Annotated in this window: 13 protein-coding genes; all 13 read left to right on the top strand. The window is 53.4% G+C overall.

Annotated features, from left to right (window positions below):
* Positions 1-21: 21 nt before the first annotated feature.
* The 13 genes from gmd (at position 22) to HX815_RS19660 (ending at position 17524) form a co-directional block, all read left to right on the top strand.
* On the top strand, positions 22-1059 hold the full coding sequence (gmd, locus tag HX815_RS19600) for a GDP-mannose 4,6-dehydratase (RefSeq protein WP_008437698.1): 1038 nt from the start codon (positions 22-24) through the stop codon (positions 1057-1059).
* Positions 1043-1957 (top strand): GDP-mannose 4,6-dehydratase, encoded by a 915-nt coding sequence (locus tag HX815_RS19605; RefSeq protein WP_008437699.1) that lies wholly within the window; start codon positions 1043-1045, stop codon positions 1955-1957. Before gmd ends, HX815_RS19605 begins: the two co-directional genes overlap by 17 nt.
* Positions 1958-2038: 81 nt before the next feature.
* The gene (locus HX815_RS31705) at positions 2039-3019 is read left to right on the top strand and encodes a glycosyltransferase (protein WP_250884715.1); all 981 of its coding nucleotides are present in this window, start codon (positions 2039-2041) and stop codon (positions 3017-3019) included.
* Positions 3020-3066: 47 nt separating this feature from the next.
* Positions 3067-4314 (top strand): hypothetical protein, encoded by a 1248-nt coding sequence (locus tag HX815_RS19615; protein ID WP_177028742.1) that lies wholly within the window; start codon positions 3067-3069, stop codon positions 4312-4314.
* Positions 4311-5642 (top strand): O-antigen polymerase, encoded by a 1332-nt coding sequence (locus HX815_RS19620; RefSeq protein WP_177028743.1) that lies wholly within the window; start codon positions 4311-4313, stop codon positions 5640-5642. Before HX815_RS19615 ends, HX815_RS19620 begins: the two co-directional genes overlap by 4 nt.
* Before the next feature lie 10 nt (positions 5643-5652).
* Positions 5653-7581 carry an asparagine synthase (glutamine-hydrolyzing) gene (gene asnB, locus HX815_RS19625; protein ID WP_177008091.1) on the top strand — a complete coding sequence of 643 codons (1929 nt, stop codon included), beginning with the start codon at positions 5653-5655 and terminating at the stop codon, positions 7579-7581.
* Positions 7582-7680: 99 nt separating this feature from the next.
* Complete coding sequence (locus HX815_RS19630) at positions 7681-9825, top strand: bi-domain-containing oxidoreductase (RefSeq protein ID WP_032899671.1); 2145 nt, start codon at positions 7681-7683, stop codon at positions 9823-9825.
* Between the two features lie 281 nt (positions 9826-10106).
* A complete protein-coding gene (locus HX815_RS19635; protein ID WP_371136004.1) occupies positions 10107-11651 on the top strand; it encodes a heparinase II/III-family protein in 1545 nt (514 codons plus the stop codon).
* 2 nt (positions 11652-11653) lie between these two features.
* On the top strand, positions 11654-12871 hold the full coding sequence (locus HX815_RS19640; RefSeq protein WP_177028745.1) for a glycosyltransferase family 4 protein: 1218 nt from the start codon (positions 11654-11656) through the stop codon (positions 12869-12871).
* Complete coding sequence (locus tag HX815_RS19645; protein WP_177008087.1) at positions 12868-13464, top strand: sugar transferase; 597 nt, start codon at positions 12868-12870, stop codon at positions 13462-13464. Before HX815_RS19640 ends, HX815_RS19645 begins: the two co-directional genes overlap by 4 nt.
* Positions 13461-14087 (top strand): acetyltransferase, encoded by a 627-nt coding sequence (locus HX815_RS19650; protein ID WP_177008086.1) that lies wholly within the window; start codon positions 13461-13463, stop codon positions 14085-14087. Before HX815_RS19645 ends, HX815_RS19650 begins: the two co-directional genes overlap by 4 nt.
* A gap of 99 nt (positions 14088-14186) precedes the next feature.
* Entirely contained in the window at positions 14187-15365 is a 1179-nt protein-coding gene (locus HX815_RS19655; RefSeq protein ID WP_177028746.1) for a DegT/DnrJ/EryC1/StrS aminotransferase family protein, read from the top strand.
* Between the two features lie 164 nt (positions 15366-15529).
* A complete protein-coding gene (locus tag HX815_RS19660) occupies positions 15530-17524 on the top strand; it encodes a nucleoside-diphosphate sugar epimerase/dehydratase (protein WP_008437723.1) in 1995 nt (664 codons plus the stop codon).
* Position 17525: the final 1 nt, after the last annotated feature.

The following is a 17525-nucleotide window of genomic DNA, read 5'->3' on the forward strand; positions in this document are numbered from 1 at the left end:
AAATTTTTAGGAGTTGTACAGATGCAGAAGCATGCGCTGGTTACTGGTGTTACAGGTCAGGATGGGGCTTACCTTGTCGAACTGCTGCTGTCCAAGGGTTATAAGGTCTATGGCGCCTATCGCCGCACAAGTTCTGTAAGTTTCTGGCGATTAGAGGAACTTGGTGTTTTTGGGCATGATGATCTTCATCTTGTCGAATTTGATTTGACTGATCTCTCCGGAACTATTCGTTTAATTCAGAATTGCGCCCCGGACGAGGTTTATAACCTGGCGGCTCAAAGCTTCGTAGGCGTTTCCTTCGATCAGCCAATTACAACCGCGCAGATTACCGGAGTCGGTGCGCTTAATTTGCTCGAAGCGATCCGAATAGTAAATCCGAAGATTCGTTTCTATCAAGCTTCGACATCTGAAATGTTCGGGCTGGTACAGGCTGTTCCTCAATCTGAAAGCACGCCTTTCTACCCACGCAGCCCTTACGGTGTTGCGAAGTTGTTTGCGCATTGGACAACCATCAACTATCGCGAATCATATGATATTTTTGCCACCAGCGGCATTCTGTTCAATCATGAGTCTCCGCTGCGAGGAAAAGAGTTTGTTACTCGTAAAATTACCGATGCTGTCGCCAGTATCGAAATGGGCGAGCAGCAAGTGCTGGAACTCGGAAACATGGATGCCAAGCGAGACTGGGGTTTCGCTAAAGAGTATGTAGATGGCATGCACCGGATGTTGCAGATCGACACACCGGAAACATTTGTGCTTGCTACTAACCGTACTGAAACCGTTCGTGATTTTGTTGCCATGAGCTTCAAGGCCGTAGGGGTTGATATCGATTGGTCTGGAAGTGGCGAGAACGAATTCGGCGTTGACCGTCGTACCGGCATCACCCGGGTAAAAGTTAACCCACGCTTCTATCGACCCGCGGAAGTGGAGTTGTTGATTGGCGACGCTTCGTTTGCAAAAGAGCGGTTAGGCTGGAAACCAGAAACGACGCTGGAGCAACTGTGCCAGCTGATGGTTGAAGCTGACTTGAGAAGGGTTCGCAATGGCACTTCAAAGTAAAGATCGGACAGTACTGATTACAGGGCTCTCGGGTTTTACTGGAAAGCATTTGGCGCAAAGCCTCACCAAGGCCGGCTGGCGGGTTGCCGGCCTTGGTGGGGAGCGCCTGGCCTGTGAGTTTGACCACTTGGATGCGGACCTGAATGACACGGCGCGACTCAGTGGTTGGATAAAGCAGGTTCAGCCCACCCATGTTATTCACTTGGCCGCGCTGGCGCATGTCACCAGCAGCGATGCCTTGTCATATTACCGAGTCAATGTATTGGGTACAGAAAGCCTTCTTAATGCGATTAAGGAGGCTGAGGTGGTCGTTGAAAAAATCATCATTGCGAGCAGTGCAAACATTTACGGGAACGCTATTTCATCGCCCATTTCAGAAAGCAGTGAACCGCAGCCCGTTAATCATTACGCACTGAGCAAGCTGACGATGGAGGCCCTTGTCCGCAAGTGGTTTTCTCGTATGCCTATATTGGTGGTACGGCCATTCAATTACACTGGACCCGGCCAGTCGGAGTCATTCGTTTTCTCCAAGATCGTGGGCGCATTTGCCCGTGGAGAAAAGGAGCTCAGATTGGGCAATTTGGATGTATCCCGCGACTTGTCTGATGTCGGTTTTGTGGTGGAGGCCTATTCAAGGCTGTTGACGTCCAATCAACGTGGTGAGTTTATAAATATCTGCTCGGGGCGCAGCATTTCCTTACTGAGCGTGATTGATGAAATGGAACAGATTGCAGGTTATCGGCCAACGATAACAGTTGATCCTGCCTTTGTCAGGGAAGATGAAGTTAAAGAGCTTTATGGTAGTCCGGCCAAGCTCTTTGATGTGGTAGGTGAAATTAATGTGCCTAGTTTGCACGATACATTGCTGTCAATGTATCAGCAGAAGGCACGTGTTTAATACGGTTGGCAAGTAACGGGTTGGTGCACTGTGCGTATATGTTTTTTTGCTAATATGTCCGCTCACGCTAATTGGCGCGAGATGTTTGATAAAGTTGAGTTTTATCGGGTTGATATTCGAATTCTCAAGGAGCTCGGACACGAAGTCGTTCTATCCGGGACGCCGGGCACATTAGATTGGAAAGCGGATCTCTATTTTTGTTGGTGGTGGGGGCATTCGCCGCTTCCGTTGCTCGCCGGAAAACTCCGTCGTCGGCCGGTAATTGTAACTGGGGCCTTTGACTACTCCACCTGCCGGAAAGAGATCCCGGGTCTGTGTTATCTGGACCGTCCGCTATGGCAGAAGGCAGTGCTGCGTACCTCGCTGTTATTAGCCGATCGAAACCTGTTCATCTCAAGATCGGAGTGTGAGGAAGTCACAACCAACCTGCCGGTGAGAAACCCCGTGTACGCAACGCTGGCGATTGATACAGATTACTATTCTCCTGGCGAGCTACCGGCGGTTGGATCGAATTACTTTTTTACGGTGACCTGGACCAGTCGTACGAACGCCATTCGTAAAGGGCTGATTCCGACGATTGAGGCGTTTGCAAAGGTTTCGGCTAACGCAAGTCATCTTCGCCTGGTTGTTGCTGGCAAACATGGTGACTACCTGCAGGAACTAAAAGACCTGGCGCAGCGCCTGGGTGTGGCAGACAAGGTGGAGTTTGTCGGGATGATTTCCGATGAAGAAAAGCTGCACCACTACCGCAATTGCCTGGCCTATGTTCAACCAACGCTCTATGAAGGTTTCGGGCATGCGATCGGCGAAGCGCTGGCGTGTGGCGCGCGAGTGATCACGTCGCCTCGGGGCGCGGTGCCTGAGGTCGCGGGTAACTTCGCTTACTGGGTTCAACCAGATAGCCAGGAAGAAATTGCTGCAGCCATGGAGACGGTTGTCGCCACGCCGACTTGCGCTGAAGATGCCAAAGCCAGGCATCAGTGGATTTCTTCCAATTATTCCATCGCAGCTCGTCGTGTGGCGCTTAAAAATGTCCTGGATTCCTTGTCGCTGGTGAAATAAAGGAGAGCTTCGTTGATAGTGTTTATAAAGATTCATGGTGGTAGCGTGTGTTGAATCGTCTGATCAGCATGTTTGAAAGTTCGAAGCTGTTACAGCTGATTGTTATTACTGCCTGTATTCAAGGTGGGGTAATAATAAGTCAGTTTTTGATCACGCCTTGGGTTGATCCGTCGGTCGTCGGTGTGGTGCGCTCGCTGGAAACAATTATTGCTCTTGTCGTACTGGCAGGAAGTTTGGGCATGCAAAGCATCGCGATTCGCGATACGGCGGCGAGTCATGGTACTTCTCGTCAAAGTGAAGTGCTTCGGCAAGTGTTTTTGTTGGTCGGGATCGCTTCAGGTGTCGTGATTGCTGGTATATACGTCGCCCATGAGTTTGTGCTGACCTCTGCGATTAGTTCTTATGTTTTTACAACCTGTGGCTTGGTGCTGTTGACTAATTTGCTTCGTGTAACGACTGGCTTTGCTCAGGGGGCGAAGGCGATACGCGAGATCTACTTCGTTCTGATGCTGGTTACCGGGGCGGGCGTTATTCTGCATGTTGTATTGACGAAGTTGTATGGTATCCAGGGCTGGATGGCCGCTCGTTATCTTGGTGAGTTCTTTTGTCTCGCTGCCGTTTGGTGGAAACTGCGAGCGCATATCTTTCTGGCGCTTGATTTTCGCCAGGTGAACGGGCGCGAATTAATGACAACGGCCAAGTCCGGTGTCATTGTCAATGCCAGCCTGTTTGTTCGTCTGTTAGTGGATAGTCTGCCTGTCCTGATGTTGACTGTTTATCATGTGAAAACCGACGAGATCGGTTTTTTTGGTATTGCTATATTGAGCCTTATTCTTGGCTTGCTGCCATTGGCAATCATTGCACAAAGGGCCCTTCCTGAGTTGGTCGAGGTCATCCATGATAAAAGCGAGTTGCGCGAAAGGTATCATGCATTCTCAAAAAGCATGTTAAAGATCTCATCCACGGTTGCTTTGCTGTTGATCCTTTGCTCTTGTATATGGTTGGTGTGTGTGGGCGGTGTTTATAAGCAGACGGCCATGTATATCATTGTGTTGGCGTTGACTTTGCCCTTGAAGGCTATGGCTCTTGCTTGCGGTACAATACTGGTCGCATTGCGTGTTTTTAGTTTAAGCCTTAAAACCAATATTGTAGAGGGCTTGCTTGTTCTTTTAATTCTATACGTCGGTATCCCTGTTTTGGATGCTTGGGCTGGCGTTTTGGGGTATGTGGTTGGTGCTGTTTTGTCCGCCGTGCTGCTTCTGATTGCGGTGAGAGTCCGCCTCGCTGATTTATGACCCAAGAGGTTGATACCTTGGAAGAAAAATATTTAGGGCCTGAGCACTTGCGAGTCCCGCTTGAAAAAAAAGCGTTTGATTGTTTTGGCGTTGGCTTTTTCTTTTTGGTGATCTGGTTTGCAGGCGTTATTGTCCCATTATATCCCTTTATCATGGGGTTTGATGGGTTTAGTCAGTTTTGGGAGTTTGCCTTTTTCGATAAGCAGAGTTCTATTGACTATGCCATTTTGCTGTATGCCGGGGCTTTGATTTTTGTTTTGATGGGTTGTTGGTTAGGACGGAAAACGCATTTTAATTTTCCCGTCGGGATACGCTACATAGTAAGTCCAAGGATTTTTTCGCAACGGGCCTTAGGTTTTTCGTTAGTGGCGCTGTTGGCGTTTACAACTATTCTTGTAATCCTAGGCGGGGTCTCGGGGTTGCTTCAAGGTGCCAGTGACAGGATAAGGGCGTTTGCAGGTTTGAACGGCTTGTTCCTCTTGGAGAACTTGCTGCTCTCTGTCTCGCTGGCCTGGTATATACGGTTGACCCGTGCCGGGAAGAAGTCACTTTCCGAGCGGTTTTGCTTCTGGTTATATTTTTTGGGCGGTTTGTTTATTTGCGCTCTCCAGGGTCAGAAATCGACAATTTTTATTATCGTATTGTCGCTGATTATAGTTCGGCATTACCGCGTTAAGCGTGTCAGTCTTGTAAAAGGAGCGGTGCTTGGGGTGGTGATGTTTGTTTCGCTGATGACCTATCACCTGTTTAAGCAGGAGTTTCTCGCGACAGGTAGATTCTTTTTCATTAACGAAGATCAAGGTGTTTTCCTGTCGTTCATTCATTTTTTGGCGACTCAGTTTACGGGTAATCTAATGCAGTTGCAGACCATGACTGTGCTCATAGATGCTATGCCCGAGAGGCTGGAATGGCAGAATGGCACGACGCTGCTGATGGTTGTATTGATTTTAATACCTTCGGGTCTTTTCCCGAATAAGCCACTTACCGCAGCCGGGGTGTTTACAGGTGCCTTTTGGCCAGATAAATGGCTCATGGAAGGTACGACATTGCCGCCAGGTATTTTTGGTGAGCTTTATATGAACTTTGGCACGCTGGGCGTACTATTCGGCGGTTTTCTTCTTGGCGTTATAGGTGGGCGGCTTTATGGCGCAGTTGTCTATAACCCTCAAAGCGACCGAGCGTTAGGTCTTTATGCATTGGCGATCGCCTCCCTGCTTCACCTTTTTCGAGGGGAATTGGCGTCGGTCGCTCTTCTCATAGCGTCTATATGGCTTCCTTTTTTATTCTTGAGCTCAAAGCGCGAAGAGCCAGTCAATAACCCAATCTAGAGAAACTGATATGTGCGGAATTTTGGGCTACATTCACAACGGAACGCGGGAATCTATTGACTTCTCTTCAGCGCTTTCGTTTATTCGACGTCGTGGGCCTGATGATCAAGGCGTCTGGGCCGATACCGACGTTGGTGTATGGTTGGGCCAGGTGCGCCTTTCCATTCTCGATACCACTTCCGCCGGTCACCAACCCATGGTCTCTGCCGATGGGCGAGTGGTCATGGTGTTTAACGGTGAAATCTATAACTTTCGGGAGTTAAGGGCTCATCTCGAAGCGGCGGGTGATCATTTTTCCAGCCAGTCCGACTCCGAAGTATTGCTCGCACTGTTCTGTCGTTATGGGATTGAGTGTTTAAACCGCTTGAACGGGATTTTCGCGGTCGTATTCTGGGAACGCGACACTGAAACGCTTTGGGTGGCTCGAGATCAGATGGGCGTCAAACCCCTCTATATCCATTCCAGTGATGGTTGTTTTGCATTTTCAAGTGAAATGAAGGGCTTGATCCGAGGCGGCTTCAGTAAAACTGAAATCGACCCGCAAGCCGTACTCGCGCATCTTGGTTTTCTCTGGTCGCCGGGTGATCGGACGATCGTGCGGGATATCAAAAAGGTTTTACCTGGCCAAGCGTTATGCGTCCGTAATGGGCATATCGAGAAGAGCTGGTTTTACTACGAACTGCCGATTTCCGAGAAACCCCTGACAAAAACGGTTGCTGATGTCGCTGTTGATGTCGCCGATGCCGTCAGGACTGCCGTCCAGCGTCAGTTGGTGTCCGACGTACCCTTGGGTTCATTCTTGTCAGGCGGCTTGGACTCCAGTGCCATCGTCGCGTTCGCAGCGCAGGAAATGCGCGATAAGGGGCGGTTGCAGTGCTTCAGTATCCGTGTAGACAACGGCTCCACTGCGAACGAGGGGTTCGCCGATGACCTTCCGTACGCACAGCGCGTTGCCAAGCATCTGGATGTCGACCTGCATGTCGTAGGCGTCGGCGATGAGATGATGGATCGTCTGCCTGAAATGGTTTATCTGCTCGATGAACCTACGCCGGATCCGGCGGCGCTGAATGCGTTGTTCATCTCGGAACTGGCAAGCCAGAACGGCATCAAGGTTCTGCTGTCGGGTGCCGGGGGAGATGATATTTTCACGGGCTATCGTCGTCATTTCGCGTTGGCGCAAGAGCGTTGGTGGGGCGGAATGCCTCGACCGCTGCGTTCGGTTTTGGCCAGCAGTTCAAACCTGCTTCCTGCATCCTCTCCGCTGTCTCGTCGTCTCGGGAAGGCTTTTCGCTATGCGGACTTGCCTGCTGATGATCGCTTGATCAGTTATTTCCTCTGGCTTGAACCTGAACAGGCGTATGGCCTGTTGGCGCCAGACTTGCGACGCCAGCTGGCGGCCGATGATCTGTTTGCGCCGATGCGAGAAACACTTTCGCGGCTGCCTTCGGATGCCACGCCCCTTGATAAAATGCTCACCCTGGAGTGCAAGCATTTTCTCACCGATCACAATCTCAACTACACCGACAAGATGGGTATGGCGACGGGCGTTGAAGTGCGTGTGCCGCTGCTGGATCTTGACCTGGTCCGCCTGGCTGGCTCACTGCCATCGGATATCAAGCAAAAAGGCCGGGAAGGGAAATGGATTTTCAAGAAGGCCATGGAACCCTATCTGCCTCACGACGTCATCTACCGGCCCAAGACGGGCTTCGGCGTACCGCTTCGCAACTGGTTGCAAGGACGCCTGAAGCCTTTGGTCGATGAGGTGCTTTCTCCTGCATCCCTGCTGAAAAGGGGGATATTCGATCCCAAGGCGGTGGCGCATCTGATCGAAGCAGATCGTTCAGGCCGGATAGACGCTGCTTATACGTTGTTCGGCATCGTTTGCATGGAACTCTGGTGCAAACAGTATCTGGACGGCGATTTCGCCCTCGACGGTTGAGTGGGCGGCGACGCCACGGCCTTATCCGATGGTAGGATACATAGCTCTATACAAGTTTCTCAGTGATGAGTGAATTTTTAACTTTATTGGTGTGAATGCATGAAGCAGGTTGTTCAGAACATGGCTAGCGGTGAGACGTCATTGGTTAATGCACCCGCTCCCGCCGTTCGTAGTGGCACGCTAAAGATCCATACAACCAATACGCTGATTTCTGCCGGCACGGAACGCATGCTGGTAGGGTTTGGCCGTGCCAACTGGTTGGAAAAAGCTCGCCAGCAACCTGACAAGGTCCGCATGGTTCTGCAAAAGGTCCAGACCGATGGCTTGGCGACAACGGTGGAAGCCGTTCGCTCGAAGCTTGCGCAGCCGTTGCCGCTTGGATACTGCAATGTGGGTGTTGTGGGTGCCGTGGGCAATGATGTGTCCGGGTTCAAGCCGGGCGACCGTGTGGTTTCCAATGGTCCTCATGCCGATATCGTTGTTGTTCCCAAGAATCTGTGTGCCTTGATTCCGGACTCGGTCAGCGACGAAGCCGCTTCGTTTACCGTGCTTGCCAGCATCGGCTTGCAGGGCATTCGTCTGGCTCAGCCGACATTGGGGGAAACCTTTGTAGTCACCGGCGTAGGCCTGATCGGACTGATGACGGTCCAGCTCCTGCGGGCTCAAGGCTGCCGGGTACTTGCCGTTGACTTCGATGAGCAAAAGCTGGCATTGGCTCGCAGTTATGGCGCCGAAACCTGCAACCCCGGCAAGGGCGAAGATGTTGTTTCGGCGGGAATGACATTCAGCCGCGGAAGAGGGGTGGATGGCGTCATCATTACGGCGTCGACCAAGTCGTCCGACCCGGTCACCCAGGCGGCACACATGTGCCGTAAGCGTGGGCGCATTGTTCTGGTAGGGGTAACCGGGCTTGAGTTGAGTCGAGCCGACTTCTATGAGAAGGAACTGACATTCCAGGTTTCATGTTCTTACGGGCCCGGGCGCTACGATCCGAGTTACGAAGATCAAGGCAACGACTTCCCGATTGGTTTCGTTCGCTGGACTGAGCAGCGCAACTTCGAAGCCGTCCTGGACATGCTCGCCAGCGGCCAATTGGAGGTCAACTCGTTGATCTCCCATCGGGTTGCATTCGAAGACGCCGCGGATGCCTATCAGACGCTTACGACGGATAATTCGGCGCTGGGCATCATTCTTCAGTACACCTCGGAAGAGACCGAGCGAAACATCAAGGAAGTGGTGCTGGCACCTGGTGCGGTAGCCAGTTTCGACCCGGTCAAACCCGTGGTGGGCTTCATCGGTGCAGGAAACTATGCATCAAGAATGCTGATACCGGCATTCAAGGCCGCAGGGGCTCAGTTCCATACGATTGTGACTGCCGGTGGCATCAACGGTGTAATACACGGCAGCAAGGCCGGATTTGCACAAGCCTCGACTGATATCAGTGCGATGCTTGGCGAGAGCACGATCAACACTGTTGCAATTGTCACCCGGCACGACAGCCATGCCCGTTTTGTCGCGCAAGCGCTGGAGGCGGGTAAACATGTGTTCGTCGAAAAGCCATTGGCAATTGAAGCCCAGGATCTGGCAACGGTTGAAGAGGCCTATCGAAAGGCTGTCGAACAAGGGCTCAAGCCACATTTGATGGTGGGGTTCAATCGACGCTTTTCGCCGCAGGTGCAAAAGATGAAGGCGTTGCTCTCGGCTGTAAAAGAGCCCAAGTCTTTCATCATGACGATGAATGCCGGAGCGATTCCCGCAAATCACTGGACCCAGGACCCGTCAGTCGGCGGTGGGCGCATTATTGGCGAAGCGTGTCATTTCATCGACCTGATGCGTTTTCTCGCGGGCAGCAAAATTGTTTCGATCCAGGCTCGCAGAATGGGCGATACGCCTGCTGTTGCCATTACGGAAGATAAAGCGGCGATCACCCTGGGGTTTGAGGATGGCTCTTTCGGCACCATCCTCTATCTGGCCAATGGCGCTTCAAGCTTTCCAAAAGAGCGAGTTGAAGTTTTCGCTGCCGGACGCGTCCTGCAACTGGATAACTTCCGCAAGTTGAAGGGGTTCGGCTGGCCGGGCTTCAGCAAGCTGAATCTCTGGAAACAGAACAAGGGGCAAAGCGAGTGCGCTGCAGCTTTCCTGGCAGCGGTGCAAAACGGGGCGGTCACGCCGATCACTTCCGATGAGATTTTCGAAGTGGCGCGCGTGAGCATTGAAGTTGCCCGGATTCTGCGCGAGCAATGAGCCTTCTTCTTGTTAAAGCCAAAACTGCGATAGCTCTCGGTTTTGGCAATCTGGCGCGTGCATTGACGTATCGGCTCGGGGTCAAGACTGGCTTGAACCCGGTCCGACGCCTTCGGGCTGAAATTCCTCAAGGCCCGTTTTTTGCGGAAAGTGCGAGGCAGGCCGGCTCGTTGCCATGTGCGTCCCAATGGGATTCCCAGGTCCGGTATTTCGGGTTCTGGGAGTGCCCGGTATCGGACGCACCCCCTGACTGGCATTTGAATCCGCTGAATGGAGTTCGAGTGCCTGATCCCGGCCGGGAATGGTGGCGGATTCCTGATTTTGATGCCGCTGTCGGTGATATCAAGAATATCTGGGAAGCTTCGCGATTTGACTGGACGTTGGTCTTTGCCCAGAAGTCCTGTGTTGGCGGGTCTTCAGGGACGGCGCAGTTAAACGGTTGGTTGACGGATTGGTGTGTCAACAATCCTCCCTATTGCGGTCCGAACTGGAAGTGCGGTCAGGAGGCGTCCATTCGTGTCCTGCACCTGGCGATGAGTTCGGTCATTGTCGAACAGTTTGCCAACCCGTTGCCGGGGCTTGTGGATCTGGTCCGACTGCACCTCAAGCGTATCGAGCCGACGCTGAGCTATGCGATGGCTCAGGACAATAACCACGGGACTTCCGAGGCGGCTGCACTTTTTGTCGGCGGCAGTTGGTTGACCTCAAGCGGTTGCCCCGAGGGCGAACGCTGGCAGCGATTGGGGCGCAAATGGCTTGAAAACCGGGCCGCTCGGCTGATCGAGCAAGATGGCAGTTTCAGCCAGTACTCCGTCAATTATCATCGGGTGATGCTCGACACATTTTCCATGGTTGAAATCTGGAGAAACAAGCTGGGGCTCCCGGCGTTCTCCGCCACGTTCCAACTCAGGGCTCGCACAGCGGCGCATTGGTTATTTTCGTTGGTCGACGAGCACACTGGAGATGCTCCGAACATTGGCGCAAATGATGGTGCCCGGCTGCTGCCACTGACGGATACGGACTATCGCGACTTCAGGCCTTCGGTCCAGTTGTCCATGGCGTTGTTTGCCGGAAAGAGAGCCTATGAGGCGGCAGGTGAATGGGATTTGCCACTGCAATGGCTGCTGCTGCCCGGCCCATCGGCGGTAGCGGAGCGTCCAGGTAGCCAGCTGTTTGATCAGGGTGGTTATGCATTGTTACGGCGTGAACAAACCTTCGCTGTATTGCGCTACCCGCGCTTCCGGTTTCGCCCCAGCCAGGCCGATGCCCTGCATGTGGATCTATGGCGTGCAGGCATTAACCTGCTCCGGGATGCCGGTACCTTCAGCTACAACACCTCTGCCCAGTGGCTGAGTTATTTTCCGGGTACCGCCAGCCACAACACCCTTCAATTTGATGGGCGAGACCAGATGCCGAGGCTCAGCCGGTTTCTGTTCGGGGAGTGGTTGCGTACGCGCCAGGTCGAAAGCCTGGTTGAGCAGGCTGGAACAAGCGCCTGCGGCGCCACGTATATCGACGGTAACGGCGTCCGTCATAAGCGGCATGTGAGCCTGAGCGACACCGGCATGCTGGTCAGGGATGAATTTAGCGGATTCAAGGATCGTGCAGTTCTACGCTGGCGTTTGCAGCCGGGGGACTGGCGGCTTGAGGGCGACGTCCTGACCAACGGCTCCCATCGATTGTCGGTTGCAGGCAGCATGCCTATCGTGCGACGAGCGCTCGTCCAGGGTTGGGAGTCTCGTTACTACTTACAAAAAACTGAAGTGCCGGTGCTTGAGGTTGAGGTGACTTCGGCGGGCGTTTTGACTACGGAGTATCACTGGTAGACATGAAAGTCCTTTATTTTCATCAGCATTTTTCTACTCCGAAAGGAGCGACCGGTATCCGGTCCTATGAGATGGCCCGCCGCCTGGTTGCCAGGGGGCATCAGGTGACGATGGTCTGCGGCAGCTACGGTGGTGGCCAAACGGGGCTGGAAAGCCCTTTCGTTGGTGGAAAACGCAAAGGTACCGTCGACGGTATCGAGATCATCGAATTTGACCTGGCGTACTCCAACAGCGATGGCCTGTTCGTTCGAGCGCTCAGCTTTTTAAAGTTTGCAGTGCGCAGTATCGGTATTGCGCTAACCGAGCGTTACGACCTGGTCTTTGCGACCACGACGCCATTGACAGCCGGTATCCCCGGGATATTCGCCCGGTGGTTTCGCAATAAGCCGTTTGTATTTGAGGTCCGGGATCTCTGGCCCGAGCTGCCGAAAGCGATGGGCGTCATTCGTAATCCGGTAATCCTTGCCGCCATGTCTTTTCTTGAGTGGGCAAGTTATCGCTCGGCTCACCGGGTCATTGGATTGTCTCCAGGTATTGTGGATGGAATTGCGCACCGCGGTGTGGCGCGTGATCGAATCGAAACGATCCCAAACGGTTGTGACCTTGATATTTTCAACACGCCTGCTGAGCCATGGTTGCCGGCTGGAGTGGATAAAAGCCATCTGGTAGCGGTTTTCGCGGGTACTCATGGAGTGGCCAACAAGCTGGACGCGGTGCTCGATGCGGCTCGAGAGCTTAAACTGCGTAAGCGCGATGATATCCGGCTGGTTTTGATCGGGCAGGGCAAGCTCAAGCCCGCGCTTCAGAAGCGTGCAGCGGAAGAACAGCTGGACAATGTGATATTTCATGACCCGGTGAACAAGGCCCGGTTGTCCGGTTTGATGGCCAGCGCGGACCTGGGGCTGCAGATATTGGCAAACGTACCGGCCTTTTACTACGGAACGTCGCCTAACAAATTTTTCGACTATATCGCGTCAGGGTTGCCTGTTTTAAATAACTACCCGGGCTGGCTCGCCGAGATGATTTCCACCGAGAACTGCGGTTTTGTCGTACCTCCAGATGATGCTGCGCTTTTCGCAGATGCGTTGATACAGGCAGCAGATGATCGTGACGAGCTGCGGGCGAAGGGCGCACGAGGCAGAGAATTGGCGGTCAGAGAGTTTGACCGACGTAAATTGGCTGACCGGTTTGTGGATTGGCTGGAGGGTGTTGCCAGATGATCAAGCGTGGTTTTGATTTATTTGCGTCGTTGCTTGGACTAATTCTGCTTTCTCCGGTCATAGCAGTAATTGCCTGGAACATTCGCAAGAAATTGGGATCTCCCGTTCTGTTTCGTCAGGTTCGACCAGGTCGGAATGGCAAACCGTTCGAAATGATCAAGTTCCGTACGATGCGTGATGCTCATGACGCAAACGGTGAGCCTTTGCCAGACTCCCAGCGCATGACAGCCTTTGGCAGTTTTCTGCGATCCAGCAGCCTGGATGAATTGCCCGAGTTGTGGAATGTGGTCAAGGGCGATATGAGCCTGGTGGGCCCGCGACCGTTGCTGATGGAATACCTGCCTCTCTACAGCGCCGAACAATATCGTCGCCATGAGGTTCGCCCTGGCGTCAGCGGCTGGGCACAGGTCAACGGGCGCAACGCAATAGGCTGGGAAGAAAAGTTCAAGCTGGACACCTGGTATGTCGATAATCAGTCTTTTTGGCTGGATATGAAGGTGATTTTCCTGACGATCAAGAAAGTTCTGGTGCGTGACGGTATCAGTGCCGAAGGCGAAGCTACAGCATCGAAGTTCACGGGCTCCAAGCCATGAGCCGCCTTGCGGTGCTGGGTGCAAGCGGCCATGGCAAAGTCGTCGCGGATACGGCCGAATGCTGCGGTTGGGACACGATTGAATTCTTTGATGACGCCTGGCCCGGTTTGCTTCGAAATGGTGCCTGGAGCGTCGTAGGCAACACCGAGAGACTGTTGGCGGCTGTGCATGAATATGACGGTGTGTTGGTGGCGATCGGCAATAATCGGGTTCGCCAGGCAAAACTGGACCAGCTGAAGGCGGCAGGCGCTACGCTGGTAACGCTGCGCCATCCGGATTCAACCGTCAGCCGGTATGCCACGCTTGGTGAGGGATCGGTGGTGTTTGCTGGCGCGGTGGTAAACGCCGATGCCAAAGTTGGCAGGGGCGCTATTCTCAATACGGGCAGCAGTGTCGACCACGATTGTCTATTGGGGTCGTGTGTGCACATCAGCCCCGGCGCCCGGCTTGCAGGGGGCGTCTGCGTACAGGATCTGAGCTGGATTGGCATAGGTGCCTGCATACGACAACTCGTGAGCATCGGTTCACAGGTCATGGTTGGTGCGGGTGCCGTAGTTGTCAGAGACGTGCCAGACAAGGTTACGGTCGCCGGAGTGCCGGCCAGGTTATTGGACGGCTCTTGAAAAGTCGTCGCCGCGCGAACAGCGGATTGAGCGAATTGCAACGGGGCTCGTAGTGACGAGTCTTTCATATTTTCGAATGAAAACTGACGGGTACTGGTTGTGTTGAATTCACCATTTTCTCCTTGGCCTTCTTTTACTGAAGAGGAAGCTGACGCCGTACGTGATGTGATTCTGTCCAATAAGGTCAACTACTGGACCGGTACACAGGGGCGTGAGTTTGAGAAGGAGTTCGCTGCATGGGCGGGCACCGAATACGCCATCGGCCTGGCCAACGGAACGGTTGCCCTGGACCTTGCCTTGAAGGCGTTGGGTATCGGTGCTGGCGATGAAGTGATTGTCACCTCACGCACGTTTCTTGCTTCCGTCTCGAGCATTGTGAATGCCGGGGCTGTTCCGGTTTTCGCCGATGTGGATCGCGATTCGCAAAACTTCAGCGCGCAGACTATCCGCGCTGTACTGACGCCTCGCACCCGGGCCGTAATCTGTGTGCATTTGGCTGGCTGGCCTTGCGATATGGATCCGATCATGGCCCTGGCCGAGGAATTCGACCTTAAAGTGATCGAAGATTGTGCCCAGGCCCATGGCGCCCGTTACAAGGGGCGCCCGGTGGGGTCAATTGGCCATATCTCTGCCTGGTCCTTTTGTCAGGACAAGATCATGACCACAGGTGGCGAGGGCGGAATGGTCACAACCAACGATCGTAAGTTGTGGTCGGACATGTGGTCGTTCAAGGATCATGGCAAAAGCTGGGAAGCTGTCTACGAACGTAACCATCCTCCTGGTTTTCGCTGGTTGCATGAAAGCTTCGGTACGAACTGGAGAATGCTCGAGGTTCAGGCCGTCATCGGTCGGATTCAGCTCAAGCGCATGACCGACTGGCAGGCCAGCCGGCTGGCGAATGCCGGGCAGATATGGGAGTGCGCCAGCCAACTCAAAGGCTTGCGTGTGCCAATCATGCCTGAGGGCAGTGTTCACGCGGCGTACAAGTGCTACGTGTTTGTCGAGCCTCAGGCTCTCAAGGCCGGATGGGATCGTGATCGTATTCTGGCGGAGATTTCGGCACGAGATGTTCCGGTATTTTCCGGTTCCTGCTCCGAGGTCTATCTGGAGAAGGCGTTTGACAATACTGGCTGGCGTCCGGCGAGCCGGTTGCCGGTAGCACGGGAGCTCGGCGAAACAAGTGTAATGTTTCTCGTGCACCCGACGTTGGCGCAGCATGAGATCGACAAGACATGCTCGGTGCTCAAGACCGTTATGCAGTTGGCTACCGAAGAGTAATCAGTTAGACAGTCAGGAATGCCCGTCTTTGTTTGCAACGCAGAAGGATTTGAGCTGCGGGCCAGTCAAATGGAATTTTCCATCATCATGGTATGAGGTCCCTTGGAATCATCCATGGTGGTGGCGGATGTACTTTAGGAGTAACAGAGGTGTTTCAAGGTGTTATGGATAAGTTGAGAACCTTATTACTGGGTTTAACGCGGCGGCAGAAACGTGCCTTCCAGGTAGTGACCGACGTTTTTCTTGTCTGGTTTGCCCTTTGGATGGCCTTTGTCGTTCGTTTGGGGATTGATGAGCTGATCAATCCTTTCACTGAGTACCTATGGCTATTCCTTAGCGCCACGGTCATCGCTATTCCGCTGTTTGTACGGTTTGGTATGTACCGTGCAGTCATGCGCTATTTTGGAAACGATGCGCTGATCGCAATTATCAAGGCCGTCAGCCTGTCATCGTTGATTCTCGCGCTGGTTGTTTACTGGAGCGGCAACCATCAGTTGTTTGTTCCACGCTCGGTCATCTTCAATTACTGGTGGTTGAGCATGGTCATGATCGGGGGGCTACGCCTCGCGATGCGCCAGTATTTCCTGGGAGACTGGTTCGCGGCTGCGCAACATGTTCCTTTTACCAATCGAGATGATGGACTGCCGAAGGTGGCCATCTATGGTGCGGGGGCAGCCGGTAATCAATTGGTTGCTGCATTGCGCATGGGGAGGCTGTTGCGTCCTGTCGCCTTTATTGATGATGACAGCAGCATTGCCGATCGTGTGATTTCAGGCTTGCATGTCTATAAGCCAAAGCATATCCAGCAGATGGTTGACGTCACCGGTGCCCAGCAGATTCTTCTCGCCATTCCGTCTGCCAATCGTGGGCGCCGCCGGGAGATATTGACCTTCCTGGAGGGGTTCGCACTCCATGTGCAAAGCGTGCCCGGTTTTATGGATTTGGCCAGCGGGCGAGTGAAAGTCGATGATATCCAGGAAGTTGATATTGCTGACTTGTTGGGCCGTGACTCTGTCCCTCCTCAGGACGAGCTGCTTGAACATTGCATCAAGGAGCAGTCGGTTCTTATAACCGGGGCGGGCGGTTCAATCGGGTCTGAGCTTTGCCGGCAGATTCTCACGCTGCAACCCACGACACTGCTGTTGTATGAGCATAGCGAGTTCAATCTCTACAGCATCCTGCAAGAGCTTGAGCAGCGAATCGTGCGTGAGTCGCTTTCAGTTAAGTTATTGCCAATCCTGGGTTCTGTGCGCAATCAGGAAAAGCTCTTTGACGTCATGAAAACCTGGCGCGTGAACACGGTCTACCATGCGGCGGCTTACAAGCATGTACCGATGGTCGAGCATAATATTGCTGAAGGCGTGCTGAATAATGTGATGGGCACGCTGAGCGCCGCGCAAGCCTCTTTACGCGCCAATGTGGCGAACTTCGTGCTTATTTCTACTGATAAGGCGGTGCGTCCCACCAATGTAATGGGAAGCACCAAGCGTCTCGCAGAAATGACACTGCAGGCGCTCAGCAGTGAAATTGCTCCGGTGCTATTCGGTGAGACTTCGAATGTTTCCCGTGTGAACAAGACCCGCTTTACCATGGTGCGGTTCGGCAATGTGCTGGGCTCATCAGGATCAGTGATCCCGTTGTTCCACAAGCAAATCAAATCCGGTGGCCCGCTGACGGTTACGCACCCCAAGATTACCCGGTATTTCATGAGCATCCCTGAAGCCGCTCAATTGGTTATCCAGGCGGGCTCCATGGGGCTGGGCGGTGACGTATTTGTTCTGGATATGGGCGAGCCGGTGAAAATCGTCGAGCTGGCCGAGAAGATGGTGCACCTTTCCGGCTTGAGTATTCGCTCTGATAAAAATCTTCAAGGTGACATCTCCATTGAGTTTACGGGGCTGCGTCCCGGCGAAAAACTTTATGAGGAACTGTTGATCGGCGACAACGTAGTCACGACGCCGCACCCGATGATTATGAGTGCCAATGAAGACTACTTGCCCTGGGAGGTGTTGAAGGGCCGATTAACGGAGCTGCTCAGCGCCGTGGAACAGGATGACTACACGCGTGTGCGTCAGTTGCTGCGCGAAACGGTCAGCGGCTATTCCCCGGACGGTGAAATCGTCGACTGGATCTACCAGCAGCGTCGTCTTGAGCCCTGAG

It is taken from the genome of Pseudomonas sp. E6002 (genome assembly GCF_013385565.1).
Lineage (GTDB): Bacteria > Pseudomonadota > Gammaproteobacteria > Pseudomonadales > Pseudomonadaceae > Aquipseudomonas.

Bases quoted from the DNA above. Each gene is read 5' to 3' on its own strand.
- gmd (WP_008437698.1), top strand. From the start codon at position 22: ATGCAGAAGCATGCGCTGGTTACTGGTGTTACAGGTCAGGATGGGGCT.
- HX815_RS19605 (WP_008437699.1), top strand. From the start codon at position 1,043: ATGGCACTTCAAAGTAAAGATCGGACAGTACTGATTACAGGGCTCTCG.
- HX815_RS31705 (WP_250884715.1), top strand. From the start codon at position 2,039: ATGTTTGATAAAGTTGAGTTTTATCGGGTTGATATTCGAATTCTCAAG.
- HX815_RS19620 (WP_177028743.1), top strand. From the start codon at position 4,311: ATGACCCAAGAGGTTGATACCTTGGAAGAAAAATATTTAGGGCCTGAG.
- asnB (WP_177008091.1), top strand. From the start codon at position 5,653: ATGTGCGGAATTTTGGGCTACATTCACAACGGAACGCGGGAATCTATT.
- HX815_RS19630 (WP_032899671.1), top strand. From the start codon at position 7,681: ATGAAGCAGGTTGTTCAGAACATGGCTAGCGGTGAGACGTCATTGGTT.
- HX815_RS19640 (WP_177028745.1), top strand. From the start codon at position 11,654: ATGAAAGTCCTTTATTTTCATCAGCATTTTTCTACTCCGAAAGGAGCG.
- HX815_RS19645 (WP_177008087.1), top strand. From the start codon at position 12,868: ATGATCAAGCGTGGTTTTGATTTATTTGCGTCGTTGCTTGGACTAATT.
- HX815_RS19650 (WP_177008086.1), top strand. From the start codon at position 13,461: ATGAGCCGCCTTGCGGTGCTGGGTGCAAGCGGCCATGGCAAAGTCGTC.
- HX815_RS19660 (WP_008437723.1), top strand. From the start codon at position 15,530: ATGGATAAGTTGAGAACCTTATTACTGGGTTTAACGCGGCGGCAGAAA.